Source organism: Streptomyces sp. LMG1-1-1.1, assembly GCF_040815545.1.
Taxonomy (GTDB): domain Bacteria; phylum Actinomycetota; class Actinomycetes; order Streptomycetales; family Streptomycetaceae; genus Streptomyces.
In genome coordinates, this window is the sequence record NZ_JBFPNH010000067.1 from 1 (window position 1) to 24,419 (window position 24,419).

At 73.4% G+C, this 24,419-nt stretch carries 18 protein-coding genes; 5 read left to right on the plus strand and 13 right to left on the minus strand.

Annotated elements, in window-relative coordinates; translation table 11 throughout:
• Positions 1 to 474 precede the first annotated feature (474 nt).
• The gene (locus MRBLMG1_RS32840) at positions 475 to 1,482 is read right to left on the minus strand and encodes a stage II sporulation protein M (protein ID WP_367827785.1); all 1,008 of its coding nucleotides are present in this window, start codon (positions 1,480 to 1,482) and stop codon (positions 475 to 477) included.
• Positions 1,483 to 1,601: 119 nt separating this feature from the next.
• On the opposite strand from MRBLMG1_RS32840, the gene MRBLMG1_RS32845 reads away from it, so the two are divergent.
• Entirely contained in the window at positions 1,602 to 2,666 is a 1,065-nt protein-coding gene (locus MRBLMG1_RS32845; RefSeq protein WP_367827786.1) for an RDD family protein, read from the plus strand.
• Between the two features lie 176 nt (positions 2,667 to 2,842).
• On the opposite strand, the gene MRBLMG1_RS32850 is transcribed toward MRBLMG1_RS32845, so the two are convergent.
• The 8 genes from MRBLMG1_RS32850 to MRBLMG1_RS32885 form a co-directional block, all read right to left on the minus strand.
• Positions 2,843 to 3,457 carry a hypothetical protein gene (locus tag MRBLMG1_RS32850; RefSeq protein ID WP_367827787.1) on the minus strand — a complete coding sequence of 205 codons (615 nt, stop codon included), beginning with the start codon at positions 3,455 to 3,457 and terminating at the stop codon, positions 2,843 to 2,845.
• Between the two features lie 153 nt (positions 3,458 to 3,610).
• Positions 3,611 to 5,068, minus strand: coding sequence for an adenosylhomocysteinase (ahcY, locus tag MRBLMG1_RS32855; protein WP_367827788.1), 1,458 nt, complete (start codon positions 5,066 to 5,068; stop codon positions 3,611 to 3,613).
• Positions 5,069 to 5,366: 298 nt separating this feature from the next.
• The gene (locus MRBLMG1_RS32860; protein ID WP_367827789.1) at positions 5,367 to 6,332 is read right to left on the minus strand and encodes a cation diffusion facilitator family transporter; all 966 of its coding nucleotides are present in this window, start codon (positions 6,330 to 6,332) and stop codon (positions 5,367 to 5,369) included.
• A 66-nt stretch (positions 6,333 to 6,398) separates the two neighbouring features.
• The gene (manA, locus tag MRBLMG1_RS32865) at positions 6,399 to 7,550 is read right to left on the minus strand and encodes a mannose-6-phosphate isomerase, class I (protein ID WP_367827790.1); all 1,152 of its coding nucleotides are present in this window, start codon (positions 7,548 to 7,550) and stop codon (positions 6,399 to 6,401) included.
• Between the two features lie 44 nt (positions 7,551 to 7,594).
• Positions 7,595 to 8,758, minus strand: a complete 1,164-nt coding sequence (locus tag MRBLMG1_RS32870; protein ID WP_367827791.1) for an SIS domain-containing protein — start codon at positions 8,756 to 8,758, stop codon at positions 7,595 to 7,597.
• Positions 8,759 to 9,256: 498 nt separating this feature from the next.
• A complete protein-coding gene (locus MRBLMG1_RS32875) occupies positions 9,257 to 9,439 on the minus strand; it encodes a Trm112 family protein (protein ID WP_017238341.1) in 183 nt (60 codons plus the stop codon).
• A 1,044-nt stretch (positions 9,440 to 10,483) separates the two neighbouring features.
• Entirely contained in the window at positions 10,484 to 11,851 is a 1,368-nt protein-coding gene (locus tag MRBLMG1_RS32880) for a phosphomannomutase/phosphoglucomutase (protein WP_367827792.1), read from the minus strand.
• A gap of 488 nt (positions 11,852 to 12,339) precedes the next feature.
• Complete coding sequence (locus MRBLMG1_RS32885) at positions 12,340 to 12,720, minus strand: DUF3499 domain-containing protein (RefSeq protein ID WP_367827793.1); 381 nt, start codon at positions 12,718 to 12,720, stop codon at positions 12,340 to 12,342.
• 350 nt (positions 12,721 to 13,070) lie between these two features.
• Here MRBLMG1_RS32885 and MRBLMG1_RS32890 point away from each other — a divergent pair, with 350 nt between their 5' ends.
• A complete protein-coding gene (locus MRBLMG1_RS32890; RefSeq protein ID WP_367827800.1) occupies positions 13,071 to 13,538 on the plus strand; it encodes a metallopeptidase family protein in 468 nt (155 codons plus the stop codon).
• Positions 13,539 to 13,720: 182 nt separating this feature from the next.
• On the opposite strand, the gene MRBLMG1_RS32895 is transcribed toward MRBLMG1_RS32890, so the two are convergent.
• The 3 genes from MRBLMG1_RS32895 to MRBLMG1_RS32905 all read right to left on the minus strand — a co-directional run bounded on the left by MRBLMG1_RS32895 (position 13,721) and on the right by MRBLMG1_RS32905 (position 19,572).
• Entirely contained in the window at positions 13,721 to 15,259 is a 1,539-nt protein-coding gene (locus tag MRBLMG1_RS32895) for a DUF5719 family protein (protein WP_367827794.1), read from the minus strand.
• Positions 15,256 to 19,068, minus strand: coding sequence for a glycosyltransferase family 2 protein (locus tag MRBLMG1_RS32900; RefSeq protein ID WP_367827795.1), 3,813 nt, complete (start codon positions 19,066 to 19,068; stop codon positions 15,256 to 15,258). The genes MRBLMG1_RS32895 and MRBLMG1_RS32900 overlap by 4 nt, the downstream gene beginning before the upstream one ends.
• Before the next feature lie 240 nt (positions 19,069 to 19,308).
• Entirely contained in the window at positions 19,309 to 19,572 is a 264-nt protein-coding gene (locus tag MRBLMG1_RS32905) for a WhiB family transcriptional regulator (RefSeq protein WP_015033978.1), read from the minus strand.
• 691 nt (positions 19,573 to 20,263) lie between these two features.
• Between MRBLMG1_RS32905 and MRBLMG1_RS32910 the strand changes: the two genes are divergently transcribed.
• The 3 genes from MRBLMG1_RS32910 (at position 20,264) to MRBLMG1_RS32920 (ending at position 23,109) form a co-directional block, all read left to right on the plus strand.
• Positions 20,264 to 20,776 carry a cysteine dioxygenase gene (locus MRBLMG1_RS32910; RefSeq protein WP_367827796.1) on the plus strand — a complete coding sequence of 171 codons (513 nt, stop codon included), beginning with the start codon at positions 20,264 to 20,266 and terminating at the stop codon, positions 20,774 to 20,776.
• 72 nt (positions 20,777 to 20,848) lie between these two features.
• Entirely contained in the window at positions 20,849 to 21,805 is a 957-nt protein-coding gene (gene cofD / locus MRBLMG1_RS32915) for a 2-phospho-L-lactate transferase (RefSeq protein WP_367827797.1), read from the plus strand.
• On the plus strand, positions 21,802 to 23,109 hold the full coding sequence (locus tag MRBLMG1_RS32920) for a coenzyme F420-0:L-glutamate ligase (RefSeq protein WP_367827798.1): 1,308 nt from the start codon (positions 21,802 to 21,804) through the stop codon (positions 23,107 to 23,109). Before cofD ends, MRBLMG1_RS32920 begins: the two co-directional genes overlap by 4 nt.
• 43 nt (positions 23,110 to 23,152) lie before the next feature.
• Here the strand turns inward: MRBLMG1_RS32920 and MRBLMG1_RS32925 are convergent, their stop codons facing one another.
• Positions 23,153 to 24,124 carry a DNA-3-methyladenine glycosylase family protein gene (locus tag MRBLMG1_RS32925; protein ID WP_367827799.1) on the minus strand — a complete coding sequence of 324 codons (972 nt, stop codon included), beginning with the start codon at positions 24,122 to 24,124 and terminating at the stop codon, positions 23,153 to 23,155.
• Positions 24,125 to 24,419: the final 295 nt, after the last annotated feature.

Sequence of the window (24,419 nt, forward strand, 5' to 3'; positions counted from 1 at the left end):
ACAAGGGCCGGCAGGACTTTCAAAGGAACCTCGCCATCCGAAGATGGACGGGGTATCAACTAATCTGGCGTTGATTTTTGGCACGCTGTTGAGTTCTCAAGGTGCGGACGCTTCCTTCGTTCCTGTTTCCAGGCCCTCCGGGCGCTTCCTTCGTTTCCGACTCTATCAGATCTTTCCGATCCGATTTCCTCGGTGCTTTCCGGTCCCTTTCGCTTTCGCTCCGGGCCCTTCCGGCGGTTCCGACTTTATCAGAATCATTTGGGCCAGCCTAATCGGCGGCTTTCGTGATTCGAATAGGAATCGGGGTGACTCCGTGGAATCGAATTCCCGACCGGAGTGAGTGACATTCTAGTTGATCGCCGCCGAACTGTCCAGTTCTAGGCAACCGTTTGAATCTACCTCCCCACGGCGGCCGTGTCAACGGCTTTTGTGGGCACCGGAGGACACTAGCAGGTCAGCGGGGTCGTCCGCACATCAGGCGGCGGTGGGGAGGGTGGCGCTGCGGTCGGGTTCTTCGAGGTCGCCGGTGTCTCCGGAGCGGGCGGCGCGGGCGCCGAGCACGTAGACGTAGGTGAGGAAGGCCAGCTCAGCGGCGATGCCGATGGTGATGCGGGCCCAGGTGGGGAGGCCCGAGGGGGTGACGAAGCCTTCGATGAGGCCGGAGACGAAGAGGACGAGCGCGAGGCCGATGGCCATGCCGATGGCGGCGCGGCCCTGCTCGGCCAGGGCCGCTCGGCGGGTGGTGGGACCCGGGTCGATGACGGTCCAGCCGAGGCGGAGGCCGGTGCCGGCGGCGACGAAGACGGCGGTGAGTTCGAGCAGGCCGTGCGGGAGGACCAGGCCGAGGAAGACGTCGAGGCGGCCGGCGGAGGACATCAGGCCGATGGCGACGCCGAGGTTCAGCACGTTCAGGAAGAGGACCCCGAGCACCGGGAGCCCCAGGAAGACGCCGAGGACCAGGCACATGGCGGCGGCCTGGGCGTTGTTCGTCCAGACCTGGGCGGCGAAGGAGGCCGCCGGGTGGCTGGAGTAGTACGTCTCGTACAGGCCGCCGGGGCGGGTCATCTCGCGGAGGTCGGCGGGGGCGCCGATCGAGGCCTGGACCTCCGGGTGCGTATCGATCCACCAGCCGATGAGGGCGGCGAGCAGCGTGCAGAGGACGGCGGTGGGGATCCACCAGTGGCGTGAGCGGTAGACGGCGGCGGGGAAGCCGGCGGTCAGGAAGCGGACGGCGTCGCGCCAGGAGGAGCGGCGGGTGCCGGTGACGGTGGCGCGGGCGCGGGCCACGAGCTGGGTGAGCCGGGCCGTGAGCATCGGGTCCGGGGTACTGGACTGGACGATCGAGAGGTGGGTGGCCGTGCGCTGGTAGAGGGAGACGAGTTCGTCGGCCTCGGCGCCGGTGAGCTTGCCGCCTCGGCGCAGGAGGTGGTCGAGGCGTTCCCACTCGGCGCGGTGGGCGGTGACGTAGACGTCGAGGTCCATGATCGGCTGCTGCTCCAGGCACTGGCTGCGGACGGGTCCGTACTACTGCGGCGCGCTGCGGGTCAGCTTGGCAGACTGGCGTGCGGTGGGGTCGGGAAGGCCGGAGAAGGGTGGGCGCCGTGAGCGGGTTGGTGACGGGAGACGCCGTCGTGCTGGGGTTGCAGCCGGCGCGGCTGCCGAGTCGGGCGCTGGCGGTGCTGATCGACCTGGTCGTGGTGTGGGCGGTCTATCTGCTGATCACGCTCGGGCTCGCGGTCGCCACCGCCTCCCTGGACGAGGCCGCGGTGATGGCCGTGACGATCGCGTCCTTCCTGCTGGTGCTCGTGGGGGCGCCGATCGCGGTGGAGACGCTGTCGCACGGGCGGTCGCTGGGCAAGCTGGCCTGTGGGCTGCGGGTGGTGCGGGACGACGGGGGGCCGATCCGGTTCCGCCACGCGCTGATGCGCGGTGCGCTGGGGGTCGTGGAGATCCTGATGACGTTCGGGGTCGTCGCCTGTGTCGCGTCGCTTGTGTCGGAGCGCGGGCGGCGGCTCGGGGACGTCTTCGCGGGGACCCTGGTGGTGCGGGAGCGGATACCCGCGGCGCGGGTCCTGGCCGTGCCTCCGCCGCCGCCGTGGCTGGTGGGCCGCTTCGCCGGGCTCGATCTGTCGGCGGTGCCCGAGGCTCTGTGGCTGGAGGTGCGGCAGTACCTGACGCGGGCCCGCGAGCTGGATCCGGCCGTCGGGCGGCGGCTCGCGGAGCGGCTTGCCGACGAGCTGGTGGCTCGGACCGGGACGCCTCCGCCGCCGGGGGTGCCGGCCGACGCGTATCTCGCGGGGGTGGTGGCCGAGCGGCAGGCCCGGGACGCGCGGCGGGCTTTCGCGTCGCAGGCGGGGGTGGCGGGCGGCGGTGTGGCCGGCGGCGGTCCGTTCCCCGGGGCCGCAGGCCCGGGCGTCGCAGAGGCGGGCGTCGCGGCGGCGGGCATCGCGGTCCCGGGCAGGACAGCACCGGGCATCGCAGGCCCAGGCATCGCAGCTCCGGGCTTCACCAGCCCGGGCGCCACTCCCCCGCATCCGGAGTCATCGCTCGGCGCTCCCCCGGTGGAGGCGGCGTCCGGGGTCGTTTCGCCGGCGGTGGATCGGCCGACCGTCGGTGCGGCGGAGGAGTCGGGGGCGCGGCGGACGGGGTTCGCGCCACCTGCCTGAGAGGTGGGTCGGCTGCCTGCCTGAGGGATGGGGTAGCCCCGCCTGGCACAGGGGTGGGTCGGCTGCCTGCCTGAGAGGTGGGTCGACCGCCTGCTTGTGGGGCGGGTGAGCCGCCTGGCTCAGAGTGGGTCGCTGCCTGCTTGGGGGGTGGGTGAGGCGCCTGGCTCAGGGGTGGGTCAGGGGAAGAGCGAGGGTGGGGTCTCCAGGGCTTCGAGTTCGATGCCGGGGGCGGAGAGGACCACGTCGCCGGCGATGTGGACGGTGTGGCGTTCGCCCGTGTCGAGGGCGCTGACCTGGTATTCGTCCACGGTCAGGGGGCCACTGTCAGTGGCGTGCGCTTCACTTCTCAGCAAGGCCCAGGACTGGTCGACCGTACGGGGGGCGAGCACCGGGTCCGTGAGGGCGACGAGCCTGACGCGGGTCTCGGGGGAATCGGGGGTGAGGCGCAGGAGTCGCGTGAGGGCGACGAGGAAAGCCGGGGAGGTGCCGGTGAAGGCGTGGGCGCGCACATTGCCTTCGGTGGCGTGGGTTCCGGTGGGGTCCGTGCGGACCCAGGTGACGCCGTCGAGGGCCGCGCCGCGGACCTGCCAGCCGGCGGCGTGGAGTTCGAGGCGGATGGGGCGGCCCAGTTCGTCGACGGCCAGGTCGACGGAGCCCCGGTGATCACCGGAGGGGGTGGTGGTCTGTGAGACGTAGCGCCAGCCGGACGGGCCGGGGGCGCAGTGGAAGTGCTCTTCACCGAGGGGGGTGTGGTCGTGCGGGTCATGGAGCGAATATCGGCCGCGGGGCATGGGTCGGTCCTCGGGAGGGGTCGCTTCCGGGTGCGGTAGCGGGGGCGGGACGGGGCAGGCCCCCCGGCACGGGGGTGCGGGGGGCCTGCCTGGATCCTCTACGGGTGTCCGGGGCGGCGCCGCGTCGGAGCGCGGGCGCCGCCGGTCGGGGCATCAGTAGCGGTAGTGGTCCGGCTTGAAGGGGCCTTCGACCTCGACGCCGATGTAGGCGGCCTGCTCGGGGCGGAGGGTCGTCAGCTTGACGCCGAGGGCGTCGAGGTGGAGGCGGGCGACCTTCTCGTCCAGGTGCTTCGGCAGGACGTAGACGTCGGTCGGGTACTCCTCCGGCTTCGTGTAGAGCTCGATCTGGGCCAGGGTCTGGTCCGCGAAGGAGTTCGACATGACGAAGGAGGGGTGGCCGGTAGCGTTGCCGAGGTTCAGGAGACGGCCCTCGGAGAGGACGATCAGGACCTTGCCGTCGGGGTAGGTCCAGGTGTGGACCTGCGGCTTGACCTCGTCCTTGACGACGCCGGGGGTCTTGGCGAGGCCGGCCATGTCGATCTCGTTGTCGAAGTGGCCGATGTTGCCGACGATGGCCTGGTGCTTCATCTTGGCCATGTCGGCGGCCATGATGATGTCCTTGTTGCCGGTCGTGGTGATGAAGATGTCGGCGGTCTCGACGACCTCGTCGAGGGTCGTGACCTGGTAGCCGTCCATCGCCGCCTGGAGCGCGCAGATCGGGTCGATCTCGGTGACGATGACGCGGGCGCCCTGGCCGCGGAGGGACTCGGCGCAGCCCTTGCCGACGTCGCCGTAGCCGCAGACGACGACCGTCTTGCCGCCGATGAGGACGTCGGTGGCGCGGTTGATGCCGTCGATGAGGGAGTGGCGGCAGCCGTACTTGTTGTCGAACTTCGACTTCGTCACGGCGTCGTTGACGTTGATCGCCGGGAAGAGGAGGTCGCCGGCCTGCTGCATCTCGTACAGGCGGTGGACGCCGGTGGTGGTCTCCTCGGTCACGCCGCGGATCTCGGACGCCAGCTGGGTCCACTTCTGCGGGTTCTCGGTGAGGGTGCGGTTGAGGAGGCGGAGGATGTAGCCGTACTCCTCGCTGTCCGCGGTGGACGGGTCCGGGGCGGAGCCGGCCTTCTCGAACTCGACGCCCTTGTGGACGAGGAGGGTGGCGTCACCACCGTCGTCGAGGATCATGTTCGGGCCGCCGGTGGGCGAGTTCGGCCAGGTGAGGGCCTGCTCGGTGCACCACCAGTACTCCTCCAGGGTCTCGCCCTTCCAGGCGAAGACCGGGACGCCCTGCGGGTTCTCCGGGGTGCCGTTCGGGCCGACGGCGATGGCCGCGGCGGCGTGGTCCTGGGTGGAGAAGATGTTGCAGGAGGCCCAGCGGACCTCGGCGCCGAGGGCGACCAGGGTCTCGATGAGAACGGCGGTCTGCACGGTCATGTGCAGGGAGCCGGTGACGCGGGCGCCGGCGAGCGGCTGCTGCTCGGCGTACTCCCGGCGGATCGACATCAGGCCGGGCATCTCGTGCTCGGCGAGGGTGATCTCCTTGCGGCCGAAGGCGGCCAGGGAGAGGTCGGCGACCTTGAAGTCCTGCTGGCTGGCGACAGTCGTCATGACTGGAGCTGCTCCTCGTGGATTCGGGTTCGAGGGTCGGTTGGAACGCCTGGCACCGCGATATGGCACAGCGACGGCATACGAATGCCCGGGTGTCCCGCGGTGCAGTCGTCGGAGGCCCTCTCTCCCTCGGCCGGTCACATGGACCGCCCGACCGCCATCAGCAGCGACGTCTGGCAGTCACGAATCTACACCGATCGGTGCGGCGGCCCACACTCATACGGGAAGTACGGGGCATGCGGAGAGGCCCCCGGGGCCGGGGTTCTCCGGTCCTGGGGGCCTCTGTCGGGTTCGGGGCTCAGTGGCCGTCGCCGCCCGGGCTCTTGGCGGGGTTGCGGCCGGCGGAGGCGGCGGACTCGCTGTAGATGTCGGGTTCCAGGTAGATGACCCGGGCGATCGGGACGGCGGCGCGGATGCGCTCCTCGGCGGCGTTGATGGCGTTCGCGACCTCGGCGGCGGTGTCGTCGTGCTGGACGGCGACCTTCGCGGCGACGAGGAGCTCCTCGGGGCCGAGGTGGAGGGTGCGCATGTGGATCAGGCGGGTGACGGTCTCGCCGTCGACGATGGCCTCCTCGATCCTCTTGACCTGGTCGATGCCGGCGGACTCGCCGAGGAGCAGCGACTTGGTCTCGGCGGCGAGGACGAGGGCGATCAGGATGAGCAGCACGCCGATGCAGAGGGTGCCGATGCCGTCCCAGACGCCGTCGTCGGTCGCCAGGGCGAGGCCGACGCCGCCGAGGGCGAGGACGAGGCCGACCAGGGCGCCCAGGTCCTCCAGGAGGACGACCGGGAGTTCGGGGGCCTTCGCGCGGCGGACGAACTGGGTCCAGGTGAGGCCGCCGCGGATCTCGTTGGACTCCTTGATGGCCGTACGGAAGGAGAACGACTCGGCGATGATCGCGAAGACCAGGACGCCGACCGGCCAGTACCAGGCCTCGATGGGGTGCGGGTGCTTGATCTTCTCGTAGCCCTCGTAGATGGCGAACATGCCACCGACGGAGAAGAGCACGATGGAGACGAGGAAGGCGTAGATGTACCGCTCGCGGCCGTAGCCGAAGGGGTGCTGCGGAGTCGCCTCGCGCTGGGCCTTCTTGCCGCCGAGGAGGAGCAGGCCCTGGTTGCCGGAGTCGGCGAGCGAGTGGACGCTCTCCGCGAGCATCGACGACGAACCACTGAAGAGGAACGCCACGAACTTGGCTACGGCGATCGCCAGGTTGGCGGCGAGTGCCGCCACGATCGCCTTGGTTCCGCCTGACGCGCTCATGGGTGTACGTGGTCCCTTCGTCGATGCTCCGGCTCGGTCGCCGCGGTTCGGCCGGTCATTGTCGCATCAGGCCACGACGGTGGCGCGGAAGACGGTCCCCGCACCGGACAGTTGGACGGCCTCGCCCGCCGGGACGAAGACGGACTCGCCGGGTGCGAGGGTCACTTCGCCGGCCTTCGGGCGGCCCGCGACCGCGAGCAGGATCTGCGGGGTGGGGGCGGTGAGGTCGGTCGGGGCCGCGCCTTCCGCCCGGACGAAGCGGGAGAGGCGGAACTCGTCGATGGGGGTCTCGTAGACCTCCTCGCCGGACGGGGAGGCCTCGGGGCGCAGGACGGCGGGGTCGGCCGGCTCGAAGCGGACGATGCGCAGGAGTTCGGGGACGTCGATGTGCTTGGGGGTGAGCCCGCAGCGCAGCACGTTGTCGGAGTTGGCCATGATCTCGACGCCGAGGCCGTCGAGGTAGGCGTGCGGGACGCCCGCGCCGAGGTACAGGGCCTCACCGGGCTGGAGCACTACGCGGTTGAGGAGCATCGCCGCGAGGACGCCGGGGTCGCCGGGGAAGTGGTGGGCGAGGCTCGCGTACGGGGCGTAGGCGCCGCCGAGGTGGTCGGCGGCTGCCGCGGCCTCGGCCACGGTGTGCGCCATCTCGTCCGGGTCGGCGGTCAGCAGGGCCGTCAGGACCTCGCGGAGCGCGTCCTCTTCGGGGTGGGCGTGCAGGAGGTCGACGTACGGCTTGAGGCTGTCGACGCCGAGCCCGGCGATGAGGTCGGCGGCCTCGACGGGGTCGCGGAATCCGCACAGCCCGTCGAACGGCGTGAGGGCGCAGATCATCTCGGGCTTGTGGTTGGCGTCCTTGTACGTGCGGTGCGGGGCGTCGACGGGGATGCCCGCGGCCTCTTCGGCGGCGTAACCGGCCTGTGCCTGGGCGAGGTCGGGGTGGACCTGGAGGGAGAGCGGGGCGCCGGCCGCGAGGACCTTCAGCAGGAACGGCAGCCGCGGTCCGAACTTCTCGACGGCCGGCTCCCCCAGCTCACCCGCGGGGTCGGCGGCGATCAGCTCGTTCAGCGGGCCGCGCTCGGTGAACGACGGGGCGCCGGGGTGGGCGCCCATCCACATCTCGGCCTGGGGCTCGCCGGTGGGGGCGAGGCCGAGGAGTTCCGGGATGGCCGTCGTGGATCCCCAGGCGTAGGGGCGGACGGTGTTGACGAGGCGGTCCATGGGAGGTCTTCCAGCTTTCGGTGCGTCTCGTACGGACGAGAGGGTCAGCGGGGCGGTGCCGGGGGCGGCAGGATGCCGGCCGAGGCGAGGGAGAGGTACAAGGCCGCGAAGTCGGTCACGGCGAGCAGTTCGGCGAGGGTCTCCAGCTCGCCGCCCTCCTCCGGTTCCAGTTCGCTGATGGCCGTCTCGTGGCTGAGCGCCAGTTCACGGGCCGCGGGGGCGGCGGTGAAGCTGCCGCCCGGGCGGTCGCGGAGCAGCACCACGCGCGCGCGGAGGGCCTGCGGCTCGTCGACGCGGTCGCGGAAGAAGTCGTCGGGGTCCGCGCCCGCCGCGAAGTCTCCGGCCAGCAGGACGCCGTGCGCGGGCAGGGCCTCGGGGAGTTCGGCGGCCAGGGCCGGCAGGCCGGCGAGCTCGGCGAGCACCGTGGCGAAACGCCGGCCGGCGGGGCCCGCCGCGTTGCCCTCCGTCCAGATCAGCGGGAGCGAGTCCGCGAGCTCGGCGGCGAGGGTCTTCGCCGGGTTGCTGTACGTGGCGACCGCCGGGCCGCAGCGTTCGGCCGTGCGGTCGAGCCGGTCCGCGACCTTCTCCAGCGTCTCGGGCGGCGCTTCGAGGAGGCCGACGCGGTCGAGCAGCGCGAGCAGCGGGGTGAACAGGGCCCACAGGGCACCGGGGCTCGCCGAGAGGTCCTCGCCGAGCTCGTTCGGCGTCTCGTTCGGGGCCACGGCCATCGGGACGAACAGTCCGTGCGAGCCGTTGACGGCCTCGGCGAGAGGCGAGTCCTTCGGGGCGACGGCGACGACCGTGATCCCGCGGCGGTAGGCCTGCTCGGCGAGGACCGCGAGGCCCGGTTCGGCCCCGTCCGTGGTCGGCAGCAGCAGCAGGTCCACCGAACCGGCCCAGCCGGGCAGCGTCCACCGCAGGGCGCCCGCGGCCGCGGCGACACCGGTCGGCGGGAGGCGTACGACGGGGGCGGAGGCTCCCGCGAGCGCGCCGATCAGGTCCGCGACGCCCGCGGCCGCGGTGCCGGGGCCCGCGACGAGGACCGCGCGGGGGCGGCCCTCCGGGCGGAGGTCCGCGATGCCGGCCTCGGCCGCGTGGCGGGCCGCGGTCCGCACCCGTGCACCTGCTTCGGCGGCGCCGCGGAGGAGGCCTCTGCGGTCGGCGAGGGCGAGGGCGTCCGGTGCGTCGAGGAGGTTCTCGTCGAGCATGTGGCGGTGCCTCCCGGGTCTGTACGGGTCCCCTGGCGGGGTGCGAGGGCGTTGCGGGTGCTTTTGGGGGGTGCGGGTGCGGGGTGCTGCTGCGGGGTGCTGGTGCTGGTGCGGGGTGCTGGGGCGGTGGGTGGGGTCGGCCTTTGGCCGGGCGATTTGGTTCCCACCCGCGCCACCCGTACCGCTGGGTGGGCAGAGGTGCGGGTTTTCCCGTGGGGGTGCTCGCCGTCGGCGGCCGGCCCCTTGGGTGTCGTCATCGGAGGGCCTCTCGGGCCTCCGCGGCGGATCCCCGGGAGCCCTGAGAGCGGGCCCCTGGAGAGACGACCCTCGTGGGGTGACGGCCCTACGGCGAGCCGTTGCCCGGCCAGGGCAGCGGGGGTGCTCGCAACGCCTCGTGCCCTGTCGGCGGTCGGCGCCTTGCTCCCCTGTGGCTTCCCTGGACTGGTGCCGGGCCGGGGACCCGCGCCGCCGCAGGCCGACCCGGTGCCGCCGGTGAGCCTAGGCCGGGCGGCGGGCCTCGTCGGTGAGGAGGACGGGGATGGAGTCGCGGACCGGGTAGGCAAGGCCGCAGTCGGAGCTGGTGCAGATGAGTTCGGGGGTCTCGTCCGCCGTGCGGTCGTTCAGGGGAGCGTGGCAGGCGGGGCAGGCCAGGATCTCCAGGAGGCCGGCTTCGAGCGGCATGAGGTGTCCCTTCGAACAAACGGTGATGGTGCTGCCCTTCGGGCCAGGTCAGCCTACCGCCGGGAAACGGGGTGTGCGGGCCGACGTCTTGCCTCCGGCGGGGGCAGGGAGGGGGTGGCGTGCCGGTCTCCGTCGGAGGGGGCCCGGCCCGGTGGGCAGGTGGGCAGGCGGGGCCGCTGGTCGCCGTCGGCGCGGGAGGGGGAGGGTGCGGGCGAGGCAGGGCGCTGGGTCGGGGAGCGGTGGTGGGCCGCTGCGGGCTGGTGGGGGTTGTGCCCACCCGTTCCGCCCTTGCGGAACAGATGCCCACAACCCCGGGCGGGGCGGAAGTGGCGAGTGCGGGCACCAACCGGGCCGAAGGGCGGCGAGTGCTGGCGTGGCGGTGGGCGGGGCGGGGCTGGGTCGGGGAGCGGTGGTGGGCCGCTGCGGGCCGGTGGGGGTTGTGCCCACCCGTTCCGCCCTTGCGGAACAGATGCCCACAACCCCGGACGGGGCGGAAGTGGCGAGTGCGGGCACCAACCCGACGGGGCCGAAGGGCGAGCGCGGGCGTGGCGGTGGGCGCGGCGCTGGGTCGAGGGGCGGTGGTGGGCCGCTGCGGGCCGGCGGGGGTTGTGGGCACCCGTTCCGCCCTTGCGGAACGGGTGCCCACAACTCGGGCAGCTCGGAAGTGGCGGGCACCAACCCGACGGGGCGGAGAAGCCGGGAATGGGCACAACCCGGACGGCCGAGGGACCGGGGTGGGCACCAACCTGGACGGGGCGCAGGAACGGGCGGCGGCACAACCCAGTGGGCCGAAGGGCGGGGGTGGGCGCCACCCGACGGGGCCGAAAAGCAGGGGGCGCCACCCGACGGCGTCGAGAAGCAGGGGTGGGCCCCACCCGACGGGGCCGAAAAGGGGGTGGGCGTCATCCGACGGGCCGAGAAGCGGGGGTGGGCGTTATCCGACGGGCGAGAGGCGCGGTGGGCACGGCTCGCGGTGGGGGCGGGGGTGGGAAGGGGAACAGCCCCGCGGTGGGAAGGGCGGGGCTGTTCTGGGGGGGGCCGGGGTTAGGGGGTGGAGCGGACGAGGGTGAGGACTTCGTCGCGGAGTTTGGCCATGGTGGGTTCGTCGCGGGCTTCGACGTTGAGGCGGAGGAGGGGCTCGGTGTTGGAGGCGCGGAGGTTGAACCACCAGTCGGCGGAGGTGACGGTGAGGCCGTCGAGCTCGTCGAAGGTGACGCCCTCGGCGTCCGCGTACGTGGCCTTGACCTTGGCGGTGCTGGCGGCCTGGTCGGCGACGGTGGAGTTGATCTCGCCGGAGGAGGCGTAGCGGTCGTAGGCGGAGACCAGGTCGGACAGGGTGCCCTGCTGGCCGCCGAGGGCCGCGAGGACGTGGAGCGCGGCGAGCATGCCCGTGTCCGCGTTCCAGAAGTCCTTGAAGTAGTAGTGCGCCGAGTGCTCGCCGCCGAAGATGGCGCCGCTCTTGGCCATCTCCTCCTTGATGAAGGAGTGGCCGACGCGGGTGCGGACGGGCTCGCCGCCGTTCTCGCGGACGACCTCGGGGACGGACCAGGAGGTGATCAGGTTGTGGATGATCGTTCCGCCGGGGTGCTTGGCGAGCTCGCGGGCGGCGACGAGGGCCGTGATCGCGGACGGGGAGACCGGCTCGCCGCGCTCGTCGACGACGAAGCAGCGGTCGGCGTCGCCGTCGAAGGCGAGGCCGAGGTCGGCGCCCTCGGCGACCACGCGGGCCTGGAGGTCGACGATGTTCTTCGGGTCGAGGGGGTTGGCCTCGTGGTTCGGGAACGTGCCGTCGAGCTCGAAGTACATGGGCACGGTGTCGAGCGGGAGTCCCTCGAAGACGGTGGGGACGGTGTGGCCGCCCATCCCGTTGCCCGCGTCCACGACGACCTTGAGCGGGCGGATCGAGGTGAGGTCGACGAGGCCCTTGAGGTGCGCGGCGTAGTCGTCGAGGGTCTCGCGCTCGCTGATCGTGCCGGCGGTGGCGGCGGCCTCGGGCGCGCCCGTCACGGTCCACTCCTCGGCGAGGGCCCGGATGTCGGCGAGGCCGGTGTCCTGGCCGACGGGGGCGGCACCGGCGCGGCACATCTTGATGCCGTTGTACTGGGCCGGGTTGTGGGACGCGGTGAACATCGCCCCCGGCAGGCCGAGGCTGCCGGAGGCGAAGTACAGCTGGTCGGTGGAGCAGAGCCCGATGAGGGTGACGTCGGCGCCGAGGCGGGCCGCGCCGCGCGCGAAGGCGTTCGCGAGGCCGGGCGACGAGGGGCGCATGTCGTAACCGACGACGATGGCGTCCGCGTCGGTCACCCGCACGAAGGCGGCGCCGAAGAGCTCGGCGAGCGTCTCGTCCCACTGGTCGGGTACCACTCCGCGGATGTCGTACGCCTTCACGATCTGCGACAGATCGACAGTCACGGATCCACTCTCCTGAGTTCTCGGCACGCGGTTGCGGCGCCTGTGCAAGGACCGCCCAAACTACCTGGGCGGGGACAGCGTGCCATGGTCTGGGGTGGCCGCGCCTGCCAGGAGACGACGGGTGGCCGGGGTTCGACGTCCCGGGGGCGACAGGGCCGGAATCACACGGCCGGGCACCGCGGGAAGCCAGTCGCCGTCAGTTGCCGGGGAGCTGGAGGCAGTTGCCGGGCCGGCTGTAGGTGCCGGGCCGGCTGCCGTTGCCGGGAGCCTGAGGCAGATGCCAGGAGCCTGAGGCAGTCGCCGGGAGCCGGAGGCAGTCGCCGGGAGCCGGAGGCGGATGCCGGGAGCGGGAGGCAGTCGCCGGGAGCCGGATGCAGTCGCCTCGTCAGCCGCCCGACGCAGGTGCCGGCGGGGCCGGAGGGAGGCGTCTGGCGCAGTCTCCGGCGGGGCCGGGGAGGGGGCGCCTGGGGTGGGACCGGGCGTCGGGGTCAGTTGTCCGGGGAGCGGAGGACGCGGAGGTGGCCGCGGCGGCCGACTTCCATGGGGTCGCCGGGGCGTCCGGTGCCCTTGCCGCCGGGGCCGGCGGCGCGCTCCTGGGGGCGGGCCGCTTCGCGTACCGCGTTGGCCAGGGCTTCGAGGTCGTCGCCGCTGGGGCGGGCGGGGGCGGAGGGGTCGGTGAGCCGCACCACGTCCCAGCCGCGCGGGGCGGTGAGGCGTTCGCTGTGCTCTGCGCACAGGTCGTAGCAGTGGGGCTCGGCGTAGGTGGCGAGCGGGCCGAGGACCGCAGTCGAGTCGGCATAGACGTACGTCAGTGTCGCGACGGCAGGGCGGCCGCACGCGGTGCGCGAACAGCGACGTACAGGGCTCACGACGTTGGACGGTACCGCACTCTTGACCGGGCCGCGACGACTCTCCCTCAGGTCACTCCACCGTGTCGCGGTGTGACCTGCGCCACCCCCCTTCCTTCGGTGGCTGCTCTGACCTGCGAGGGAGGGATTCCAGGGGGGTGCGGGCACGGAGCGTTCCGGACAGCCGGGGATACAAAACCGGTCAACCAGGGCCAGATGGCCGATCGTGACGGGCCGTCGAATCGGACGGGAGGCCGGTCGGAATGTGCAGGTTTCGACAGCTGGGGCGGGGGTGGTACGGGGGCGCCCGGAGGGGTGGCGAGGCTGCGCCACGGTGCGCGGGGACCGATGAGGGTTACGCTGCGTCAGTGATGGACAGTCCTGTGCCGCCGAACCCTTCGCACCGTCCCTCGGAGCCCGCCGCGGAGCCCCCGGCGGAGCCTCGGGTCCGCCGCCGCGACCGGCACGGCCGCGGGATGCGGGGACCGGTCGCCCCGCCGCAGGTGCCGCTCTCGGCGAGCCGGGCCGACACGTTCCGCGACCTGGTCCTCGATTCCGTGGAGCGCCTCGAACGGCGCTGGCCGCAGCTGGCGGACGTCGACTTCATGGTCATGGAGGTGCCGCCGTCGGTGTCGGGCGAGACGGTGCCGCTGGGCGGTTCTCTGCCCGCGGAGAAGAACGAGCCGGCGAAGGTCGTCGTCTACCGGCGTCCGGTCGAGATCCGTTCCAAGAGCCGGGACGAGCGGGCGCTGCTGGTCCACGAGGTCGTCGTGGAGCAGGTCGCCGAGCTCCTCGGGCTCTCCCCCGAGTCGGTCGATCCCCGGTACGGGCAGGACTGACTGACCCGGCCGGAACGCGGGCCCGTACCCCGCCCCCGTACAGGCAGGGATCGATCCCGTACGGGCAGACCCCGGCCCGGTTCGGGCAGGCAGGTGCGGGCCGCGGTCGGGCAGGCGACGGCCCCGTAGCGCCCCCCGCCCGCCCCGTCTGAGCCTGTCGGCGCGGGCGGGCGGGTCGGTGGTCAGTCCAGGACGCCGAGGTCCTGGTGGGCGGCGGGGACCTCGACGGTGCCCCGGTCGTCGAGGAGGGTCTGGACGGTGAACGCGGGGATGCCGTCCTGGGGCAGGGCGAGGGTCCGGGCGGCGTACACCTTGCCGCCGGAGACGGGTTCGACGGTGAGCGCGTAGGCGCCCTTCAGGCCCTGGGGAACGAGGTCGGTCAGGGTGGTGGTCGCGCCGGCCTTGAGGCTGATCGTCCGGGACACGGGTGTGCCGCCGCCGGAGCCCGCCGAGGCGGTGACCTTCACCTGGGCGGCGGCGAAGGGGGCGGTCAGGGAGAGCGTGGTGGCCTTGGCGCGGTTGTCGGCGACCGTGGCGCGGGCGGAGATCGCCGGGGTCGCCGGGATGAAGGCGACCTCGCTGTTCGCGCCCTTGCCGCGGACGACCCGGAGGGCGGCCACGATCGGGGTCGACTTCTTGGGGTCGCCGGGGGTGAGGACGAGGGAGCCCGCCTCGCCGCGGGTGAGGTCCGGGAGGTCGACGGAGGCCGTCATCCCCGACTTCACGTGCAGGGACCCGGCGCCGGCCGGGACGATCGTGCCGGCCGTGGTGGCCAGCTGGACCTTCAGGTCGGCGTCGTCGTCGCCGGGGGCGAAGGCCACGAGTCGTACGGAGGTGGCGTCGGCGGGGATGCCGGGGAGGACGGCGGTGCCCGCGGGGTCGGCCGCGGCGGCGATCCAGTCGCTGCCGAGCTTCTCGTCGGCGGAGCCGATGGCGGCGCCGACGCGTCCGCTGCGGGTGGTGACGTGGACGGTGACGTCGGGCTTGGCGGCCTCGGTGGTGAGGGTGGAGAGCAGGACCGGGACCGTGGAGCGGGCGGGGACCGGGATGCCCTCGGTGAACTGGGACTTGAGGGCGCCCTCGGGGCCGTACAGCTCGATGTCGGCGACGGCGGCCGTGTCGTCCGGGTTGGTGAGGTGGACGTAGTCCTGGCGCTCCTTGGCGGTGGAGGCCGCCGGGAACCAGAAGTCGGTGTCGGGGGCGCCGCAGGTGAGGCCGAGGAGGCCGCGCGCGCCGCCCGCCTCTACGACGGTGGTCTGCTGGACGGTCCAGCCGGGGGCGAGCGTGCCGGTCGCCGCACCGGTGAGGGCGGGCACGGCGGGGCCCTTCGCCTCGGCGGTGACGGGCTTGCCGGGGGTGGTGACGGTGGCGGGCGCCTGGGGGGCCTTGGGCTTCTTCCCGCCCTTGGCGGTGCCGCCGGAGGGGGTCGCGCTGTCGGCGGGCGTCAGCCGGGCCGTGGGCTGCTCGGCCTTGCCGGATCCGGTGCCGCCGGTCTTCGCGCCCGTACCCGTACCCGTCGGGGTGTACGAGGTGTAGACGGTCTCGGCGACCTCGGAGGTGCTCGGCACGGGGCAGAGCAGGCCGGCCCGCTCCACCGGGAGGCGGGTGGGGGTCCTGGCCTCGGGCGCGGCGGTGCCGGCCGGGGCGGTGAGGGCCGCGAAGCCGGTGGCGGCGGCGAGGGCGGTGGCGCCCGCGATCAGGGAGAGGGTCGTGCGCTTCACTGGTTGCTGCTCCCGTCGGGACGCTGCTCGGTCTCGTGGCCCTGGGGGTGTCCGTAGCCGTAGCCGTACGGGTCGTACGCCTGCTGGTCGTACTGCTGGGGGTCGTACGCCTGCTGCTGGTCGTACTGCTGCTGCGGCTGTTCGTAGCCCTGGCCGGGGTAGGGCTGCTCGGGGTAGCCCTGGCCGGCGTACGGCTGCTGCTGCTCGTATCCCTGCTGCTGCTCGTATCCCTGCTGGGGGTACGCGTACGGCTGCTGCTGGTACGGGTCGGCGGCGTACTCCTGGTAGTAGCCCTGGTCGGCGTAGGGCTGGGCCTGGGTCTGGTCCGCGGCCTGGGGATGGGCGTAGGCCGGGTCGTGGCCGCCGTCCCATTCCCCGGGCTCGTGGGTCTGCTGCTCCGGGATCGCGGCCGGCTCGTGCTCCGGGGTGTCCGTGGTCTCCGCCTCGGCCTCCGCGGCGGCCCGCAGGCGGCGGGCCCGGCGGCCGTCGCCGTCGGTCGCCTGGGCGGGGATCGCGAGGTCCTCCTCGGGCAGGTCGTCGTCGATCTCGCGGCGCCGCCCGGGCAGGGCGAGGACGAGCAGGACGACGGCGAGGCCGACCTGGGCCCAGATCCACACGGTGTGGGTGAGCGGCTCGTCGTACGTGAGGTCGAGGCGGCCGCCCTGGGCGGGGAGCCGGAAGCCCTGGGCCCAGTCGTCGACGGTCGTGCGGGGCAGTTCCTTGCCGTCGAGGGTGGCGGTCCAGCCCTCGGCGGCGCGGTCGGCGAGGCGCAGGACGCGGCCTTCGGGGCCGGCCGGGATCTCGGTGTGCGCCTCGACGGGGCCCGCGGCGACGGCGACGGGCTTGGCGGCCTGCCCCTTGGCGGCGTCGCCGGATCCGGCGGCGTCGGTGCCGGCCGCGTCGGTCTTTGCGGCGTCGGTGCCGGCCGTGTCGGTCTTTGCGGCGTCGGTGCCGGCCGTGTCGGTCGTGGCCGCGTCGGTCTTTGCCGCGGGCGGGACGATCATGATGCGGGCGATCTCGCGGTCCACGCGCCAGAGCGCGCTGCCGTCGAGCTGGCTGAGGCGGCTGAGGCCCGGGGTGGCGTCGAGGACGCGGCTCACCTGGCGGGGTGCCCCGTCGCGGACGAGGACGTAGCGGATCGCGTAGCCGCTGAGCTCCTCGGTCTGGTCGGCGCCGGAGCCGGCGACGAGGTGGGCGACGACCGCGTCGAGGCGGGGGTCGTCGGCGGCGGCCGCCGTGAGCTCGCCGTCGCCGAGGCGGGCGCCGGAGCCGCGGACCAGGGTGTAGGCGACCTCGCCGGGCGTGGTGCCGCCGAGGACGAGGGTGCGCGGCTGGTCGCGGGTGCCGCTCTCCTCGGCCACGAAGGCCGGGACCTGGACCGGGTCGCGCCGGGTCAGCGGGCCGTCGGCGCCGCCGATCATCCAGCCGGCGGCGGCGACGGCGGGGCCGGCGGCGCAGGCGAGGGCGATCAGGGCGGCGACGGGCTGGCGCCAGCCGAAGCCGTGGGCGGCGACGCGGTTGCGGCCGCCTTCGGCGCCGATCATGCCGGCGGCCAGGAGGGCGGCGCCGTAGACCAGGGTGGCGGGTCCGGCCCAGCCGGTGCCGCCGGCGCCGTTGGAGACGGCGGCGAGGAGGAGGCCGGCGAGGGCCGCGGCCCAGGCGGTCCGGACGGCGAACTGGCGCTCCTCGCGCAGCAGCCCGGCGAGGGCCGCGAGGACGAGGCCGATGAGCAGCAGGCCGCCGGTGGTGCCGGGCCCGCCGGGGCTGGTCCCGAGCAGGTCGAGCGCGCCGGCCGTGCCCGTGCGGACGTCGAGGCCGGCCTCCCGCAGGAAGGCGGAGGGCCCGGTCAGGAGGGAGAGCGACCAGGGCGCGAGGACGAGGAGCGGGGTGCCGACGGCGGCGAGGAAGCGGAGCCCGTACGCGGTCAGGTCGGTGCGGCGCACGGCGAGGACGCCGAGGCCGAGGAGGACGGCGAGCGGCCATACGACCGGGGTGAACGCCGTCGCGAAGGTCAGCAGGAAGGTGTACGCCCAGGTGGCGCGCCAGCTGCCCCGGTCGGGCCGGTTGAAGCCGTGGGCGGCGACGCCGGCGCGGGCGATCAGCGGGAGCAGGATCGCGAGGACGGCGGTGCCGAGGCGGCCGGCGGCGAGGGCGCCGGTGACGGCGGGCAGGAAGGCGTACGCGATGGCGGCCCAGGCGCGCAGGAGCTTGGACTCGACGATGCCGCGGGCGGCGAAGTACGCGGTGAAGCCGGCGAGCGGGACCGAGCAGACGAGGAGCAGGGTCAGCGCGGTGGAGGTGGAGCCGAGGAACAGCGCGGAGAGCGTGGCCAGGACGGCGAGGTAGGGCGGGGCGCTCTGGGTGCCGCCGGTGCCGAGGGCGTGCCAGGCGTCGGCGTACCGCGACCAGAGGCCGGAGACGGTGTCGGGGGCGGGCAGCAGGGCGCCGCCGGCCAGCGAGCCGCCGGCGAAGAGGTTGCGGCAGGCGACGAGGGAGATGAGGAGCAGGAGGGCGAAGAGGACCGGGCCGGGCTTGCGGGCGATCTTCTTGAGCCGGGCGAACTGCTCGATCTCCAGGTAGTCGGCGTCGTCGCCGCCGGGTCCGGACTCGACGACGCCGTGGCGGGAGCCGCCGGAGTCGGCTTCGCCGCCCCCGAAGTTGGCGGCGAGCTGCTCGGCGGCGGCGCGGACGGTGGCGCCGGGCGGCGGGAAGAGGGGGCGGAGTTCGCTCGCGGGGACGGCCGGGTTCCTGCGGCGCTTGCGGGCGGCGAGGATCTTCTCGGGTCGCAGCAGGGTGGCGAAGAGGCCCATGACCTCGTCGACGGCCTGTCCGGGGACCTTGCCGACGAGGTAGGCGAGGGTGCGGAGCAGGGTGCTGACGACGAGCCGCGGGAGGACGTACGGCAGGGCGGCGCCGCGGCTGTTGGCGAGCAGGGTGTAGACGGCGCCGGCCTTGTCGACGCGGTGCGGGTTGGCGGCGGTGCGGCCGGCGCAGTCGACGGTGCGGCGCTCGCGGGCGGACGCCTCGGCGTGCCGCAGGACGGCGTCGGGGGCGATGAGGACGCGGTGGCCGGCGGAGTGGGCGCGCCAGCACAGGTCGACGTCGTCGCGCATGAGGGGCAGGCGGCGGTCGAAGCCGCCGAGCTCCTCGAAGACGTCGCGGCGGATGAGCATGCCGGCGGTGGAGACGGAGAGGACGGAGCGGATCTGGTCGTGCTGGCCCTGGTCCTGCTCGCGCCGGTCGAGTCCGGTCCAGCGGCGGCCGCTGCGGGCGATGGAGACGCCGGTCTCCAGGAGCTGCTTCCGGTCGTACCAGCCGCGCAGCTTGGGGCCGATGACGGCGGCGTCCGCGTCGGAGTCGGCGACGCGCAGGAGTTCGGCGAGGGCGCCGGGTTCGGGGGCGCAGTCGTCGTGGAGCAGCCAGAGCCACTGCACCGGTTCGCCGTGCGGGAGTTCGGGCAGGTCGTAGGCGTCGTCGTTCCAGGTCCGGCTGACGGGGTCCCAGCCGCTGGGGCGCTTCAGGTAGGCCAGGTCCTCGGGTCCGAGCACGGGCGCGGTGCGGGCGGCCTCCTCGACGGCGGCGCCGAAGCCGGTGCGGCGTGCGAGGTGCAGGACGCGGTCGGCGCCGACGGCGTCGGCGACGAGCTGCGCCGAGTCGTCGGCGCTGCCGGTGTCGGCCGCGACCACGTTCTGCACGGGGCGTTCCTGCGCGAGCAGCCCGGCGAGGGCGTCCGGCAGCCAGCGGGCGCCGTCGTGGGTGACGAGCACGGCGGTGACGACGTGTCGCGGAAACTCAGGAGTTGAGGACATCGAGCTACGGGCCCTCCGGCCGGGGTCGCCCGTGAAGGGCGTGGGGGAGCGTCTCGGACGGAGGCCCACACTAACGGCTGCACGCGGGGCGGTCCGCCCCTGTGGACGGCGCCCTGTGGACAGAGCACGCAGAACGGTCCGCCGCCTGTGGACGAAGCACAGGGGGCGGACCGTTCGGGAGGGCGTGGTGCGCGCGCGGTGGCGCGGGGGGCCCGGACGCGGTCCGGGGCGGGGTGCCGCTCAGACGGCGGCCTTCTTGAGACGGCGGCGCTCACGCTCGGAGAGGCCACCCCAGATGCCGAACCGTTCGTCGTTCTGCAGGGCGTATTCGAGGCACTCGGAGCGGACCTCGCAGGCGAGGCAGACCTTCTTGGCCTCGCGGGTCGAGCCGCCCTTCTCGGGGAAGAAGGACTCGGGATCGGTCTGGGCGCACAGCGCGCGCTCCTGCCAGCCGAGTTCCTCGTCCGCGTCCTCGACCAGCAGTTCCTGGAACAACTCGGTCATGTGCGCCCCTCGTCTGTTCTGTGCGTCCCCGTGGTGTTGCCGTTGCGAACCCGGCCGAACGACACGAGTGAAATTACAAGTTTGTGCTCTGTGCGAGTCAAGCGGAGATCTGCTATTGGGCCCCGTATTCACTCTGCGGAACCAAGCCTATGCGGAAAGTGTTCAAATCACCAAAAAACGTGACACATGCCGCTGGCTTGGCCGTACCGCATGCCCCTCTGTCAGGGAAGGACGTCCGAAACTTGGATCTTGTTGCGATCCAGCCAAGGAAGCGATCCGGATCACAGTCCGATCACGGACCGTGACGATCGGCCGAGGCCGATCACAACCGGCGCCGCCATGTTTACGGGCGCGGTCGAAGCGCCATCTGTCCTGGTCCGCGCCTGAACAAACCTTTCTCCCCGCGGTGTAACCGGATGAGGTGAAACATTACCCCCAAATCGGGCATTGAGTTGACAGTCGGGTACCCCACCCGCCACCTTTGGTGGCATGCCAGCGACCACAGCGCCCGCCGCGACCCACGCCCGTGGGTTCCGCCGCGCTGTCCAGGCGCGCTGTTGCTGTTGTTGTTCCAGCTGTTGATGCCGTAGAGCTCCAGCTTCTTCTCCCAGCGTCACCCTGCGTCACTCGCGTCACGTCTGATTCGTGACCCCCCACCGCTTCTGTTTCTGCTGAGGAACCTCCCCATCCCATGAACATGGACAGCGACCTTCAGATCGCCGGCGACATCCTCGAGGTCCCGCACCTCCTCCAGCCCGAGCGCGCCCACCCGGTCACCGTGGCCGAGTTCGCCGGCCTCGCGGCCTCGATCGCCGCCGACCGCTCCCAGTGGGCGCCGTACGTCGAGTACGACGCCACCACCCGCTGGTACCACCGACTGCGCACCGGGCCCGGCTACGAGGTGTGGCTGCTCTCCTGGGTACCCGGCCAGGGCAGCGGCCTCCACGACCACGGGCTCTCCTCCGGCGTCCTGACCGTCCTGGAGGGCGAGTTGACGGAGCGTACGGACCGGGGCGCGCGGACGCTCGGCGGAGGCGCGCAGCGCGTCTTCGCACCGGGGTACGTCCACGAGGTCGCCAACGACTCCCTCGAACCGGCCGTCAGCCTCCACGTCTACTTCCCCGGTCTGACGGAGATGCCCATGCACGAGTCGCTCCAGGCGCAGTGCGCTCCGGCCGCCCTCGCCCCGGCGGCCCGGGGCTGACCGCGGCCCGACGGGCCCGCCGGTCCCCCGGCCACCCTCATACGACCGGCGCGCGGCTGACAGACTGTCCGCATGCGCATTGTGGTTCTGGCCGGTGGTATCGGTGGTGCTCGTTTCCTTCGCGGCCTCAAGCAGGCCGCTCCGGACGCGGAGATCACGGTCATCGGCAACACCGGTGACGACATCCATCTCTTCGGGCTGAAGGTCTGCCCCGACCTGGACACGGTGATGTACACCCTCGGCGGTGGCATCAACGAGGAACAGGGCTGGGGCCGCCTCGACGAATCCTTCACGGTCAAGGAGGAGCTCGCCGCGTACGGCGTCGGACCCGAGTGGTTCGGCCTCGGCGACCGCGACTTCGCGACCCACATCGTCCGTACGCAGATGCTCGGCGCGGGCTACCCGCTGAGCGCCGTCACCGAGGCGCTGTGCGCCCGCTGGCAGCCCGGCGTACGCCTCCTCCCCATGTCCGACGACCGCGTCGAGACGCACGTGGCGATCGAGGTCGACGGCGAGCAGCGCGCGGTGCACTTCCAGGAGTACTGGGTGAAGCTGCGCGCCGCCGTGGACGCGAAGGCGATCGTGCCCGTCGGCGCGGAGACCGCGAAGCCCGCGCCCGGCGTCCTCGACGCCATCGCCTCGGCGGACGTCATCGTCTTCCCGCCGTCCAACCCCGTGGTGAGCGTCGGCACGATCCTCGCCGTGCCCGGCATCCGCGACGCCGTCGTCGCCGCCGGGGCGCCGGTCGTGGGCCTCTCCCCCATCGTCGGCGACGCGCCGGTGCGCGGCATGGCCGACAAGGTGCTCGCGGCGGTGGGCGTGGAGTCCACGGCCGCGGCGGTGGCCAGGCACTACGGCTCCGAGCTGATCGACGGCTGGCTCGTGGACACCGTGGACGCGGGCGCCGTGGCGGACGTCGAGGAGGCGGGCATCCGCTGCCGCGCCGTGCCGCTGATGATGACGGACGTGGACACGACGGCGGAGATGGCGCGCGAGGCCCTGCGGCTCGCCGAGGAGGTGCGCGCGTGACCGCCATACCCCCCTCGTACCGGGTCTGGGCCCTCGCCGGGCTGCCGGAGGTCTCCGCCGGGGACGACCTGGCCGCGCTGATCGCCGCCGCGTCGCCCGAACTCGCCGACGGGGACGTCCTCCTCGTCACCTCCAAGATCGTCAGCAAGGCCGAGGGCCGGGTGATCGCCGCCGACGACCGCGAGGCGGCGATCGACGCCGAGACGGTACGGGTGGTCGCGCGGCGCGGCGCGCTGCGGATCGTCGAGAACCGGCAGGGGCTCGTCATGGCCGCCGCCGGGGTCGACGCCTCCAACACCCCCTCCGGGACGGTGCTGCTGCTGCCCGAGGACCCCGACGCCTCGGCCCGCCGCATCCGGACCGGCCTGCGCGAGGCGCTCGGCGTCGACGTGGGCGTCGTCGTCACGGACACGTTCGGCCGGCCCTGGCGCGCCGGACTCACCGACGTGGCCATCGGGGCGGCCGGCGTGCGCGTCCTCGACGACCTGCGCGGCGGGACCGACGCGCACGGCAACCCGCTCAGCGCGACCGTCGTCGCCACCGCCGACGAACTCGCCGCCGCCGGCGACCTCGTGAAGGGCAAGGCGTCCGGTCTCCCGGTCGCCGTCGTCCGGGGCCTGCCGCACGTGGTGGCCGGCGACGAGGAGCCGGGCGCGCGGGCCCTGGTACGCGACGCCGCCGACGACATGTTCCGGCTCGGGACGTCGGAAGCCGTACGGGAGGCGCTGACGCTGCGGCGGACCGTACGCGAGTTCACCGCCGACCCGGTCGACCCGGGCTCGGTACGGCGGGCCGTCGCCGCGGCCGTGACCGCGCCGGCCCCGCACCACACCACGCCCTGGCGGTTCGTGCTCCTGGAGTCGCCGGAGTCGCGGGTGCGGCTGCTCGACGCCATGCGGGACGCGTGGATCGACGACCTGCGCCGGGACGGGAAGTCCGAGGACTCCATCGCCAAGCGGGTGCGGCGCGGCGACGTCCTGCGCAACGCGCCCTACCTGGCCGTGCCCTGCCTCGTCATGGACGGCTCCCACCACTACGGCGACCCGCGCCGCGACGCCGCCGAACGCGAGATGTTCGTCGTCGCCGCGGGCGCGGGCGTGCAGAACTTCCTCGTGGCCCTCGCGGGCGAGCGGCTCGGCTCGGCCTGGGTGTCCTCGACGATGTTCTGCCGTGACGTCGTACGGAAGGTCCTCGACCTGCCCTACGACTGGGACCCGCTCGGCGCGGTCGCCATCGGCCACCCGGCGGCGGCACCGAAGGAACGACCGGCGCGGGTGGCTACGGAGTTCGTAGAGGTGCGGTGAGGCCGGGGCGTCCGGGCAGGCGCTGGTAGGTGGCCGGCCGAGGTCAGATGCCGGCGATGTCGCCCGGTGTCATGCGGGGGGCGCGGCGGGGCGGGACCCTGCCGCTGAGGAGGATGAGGCGGGCCGCGCGGTGGCGCTGGCCCGCGTACGGCTCCAGGAGGGCGAGCATCGCCGCGTCGTCGGCGGTGCGGTCGCCCGCGAGGGCCCAGCCGACGATGCCGGGGAGGTGGACGTCGCCGGTGGTGACCTCGTCCGCGGCGCCGTTGCTGCGCTGGATCGTCTCGGCGCTCGTCCAGGGGCCGATGCCCGGGATCAGCTCCAGGCGCGCGCGTGCCGCCGGCCCGTCCATGTGCGCGGCCTCCTCCAGTCGGGCCGCCACCCTCGCCGCGCGGACGATCGTGGCCGAGCGCTTGCCGTCGACGTTCGCCCGGTGCCACTCCCAGGACGGGATCTGCGTCCACGTGCGGGCGTCGGGCATCACGTACATGCCCTCGGGCGCCGGGCCGGGCGCCCGCTCGCCGTACTTCCGCACGAGGACGCGCCAGGACCCGTAGGCCTCGTGCGTCGTGACCTTCTGCTCAAGGACCGACGGGATCAACGACTCCAGCACCAGGCCCGTACGCGTGAGGCGCAGGCCCGAACGGCGGCGGTGCGTCGCCAGGAGCAGCTTGTGGCGGGGGACGAACGCCGTCGGGTCGTCGTCGGCACCGAGCAGCGCCGGGAGGGTCTGCCGGAGCCACGCGGCGCCGGCACCCCACGCCTCGGCCTCCACCTCGCCCGCCGCGATCCGTACCCGGAGGGTGCCCGGGCCGTCGGGAGTGCGGGTGGCCCGCCACACGGAGCCGTCGGGCGTCGTACGGAACGTGGGGTCGGCGGGGCCGCGGCGGAGGGGGCCGAGAGTGAGGCCCAGGTCCAGGGCGTGGGCCTGCGGCTGTTCGCCGGAGGTCGGGGTCACGGGGACGTCGCCGCCGCGCACGGTGGTGCGGGTGGGGTGGGGTGCGAAGCGGCCGGCCATGGTTCGAGGGTAGCGGGGCGGGGTGCGGGGCTGGGTGAGTCGGTGCGGGGCGCTGCGCGCGGCTGGGCGTTAGCGGGGCGCTGCGCGCGGCGGGGCGTTGCGAGTGCGGGGGCGGGTTATGTGGGGGCGGGTGCGGGCCTCGGGGTGGGCGAGCGGGGGCGGGCAGCGCCCTAGACGAATAAGTCCGAAGTCTGCGGGCGCATGAAGCGAGGGTCTCGTTGGTTCGTTTGTGACGACAAACCTCAAGACCCTCGCAACAGCACTTTACGTGAGGATCGATGACTCTCTGGCAGGA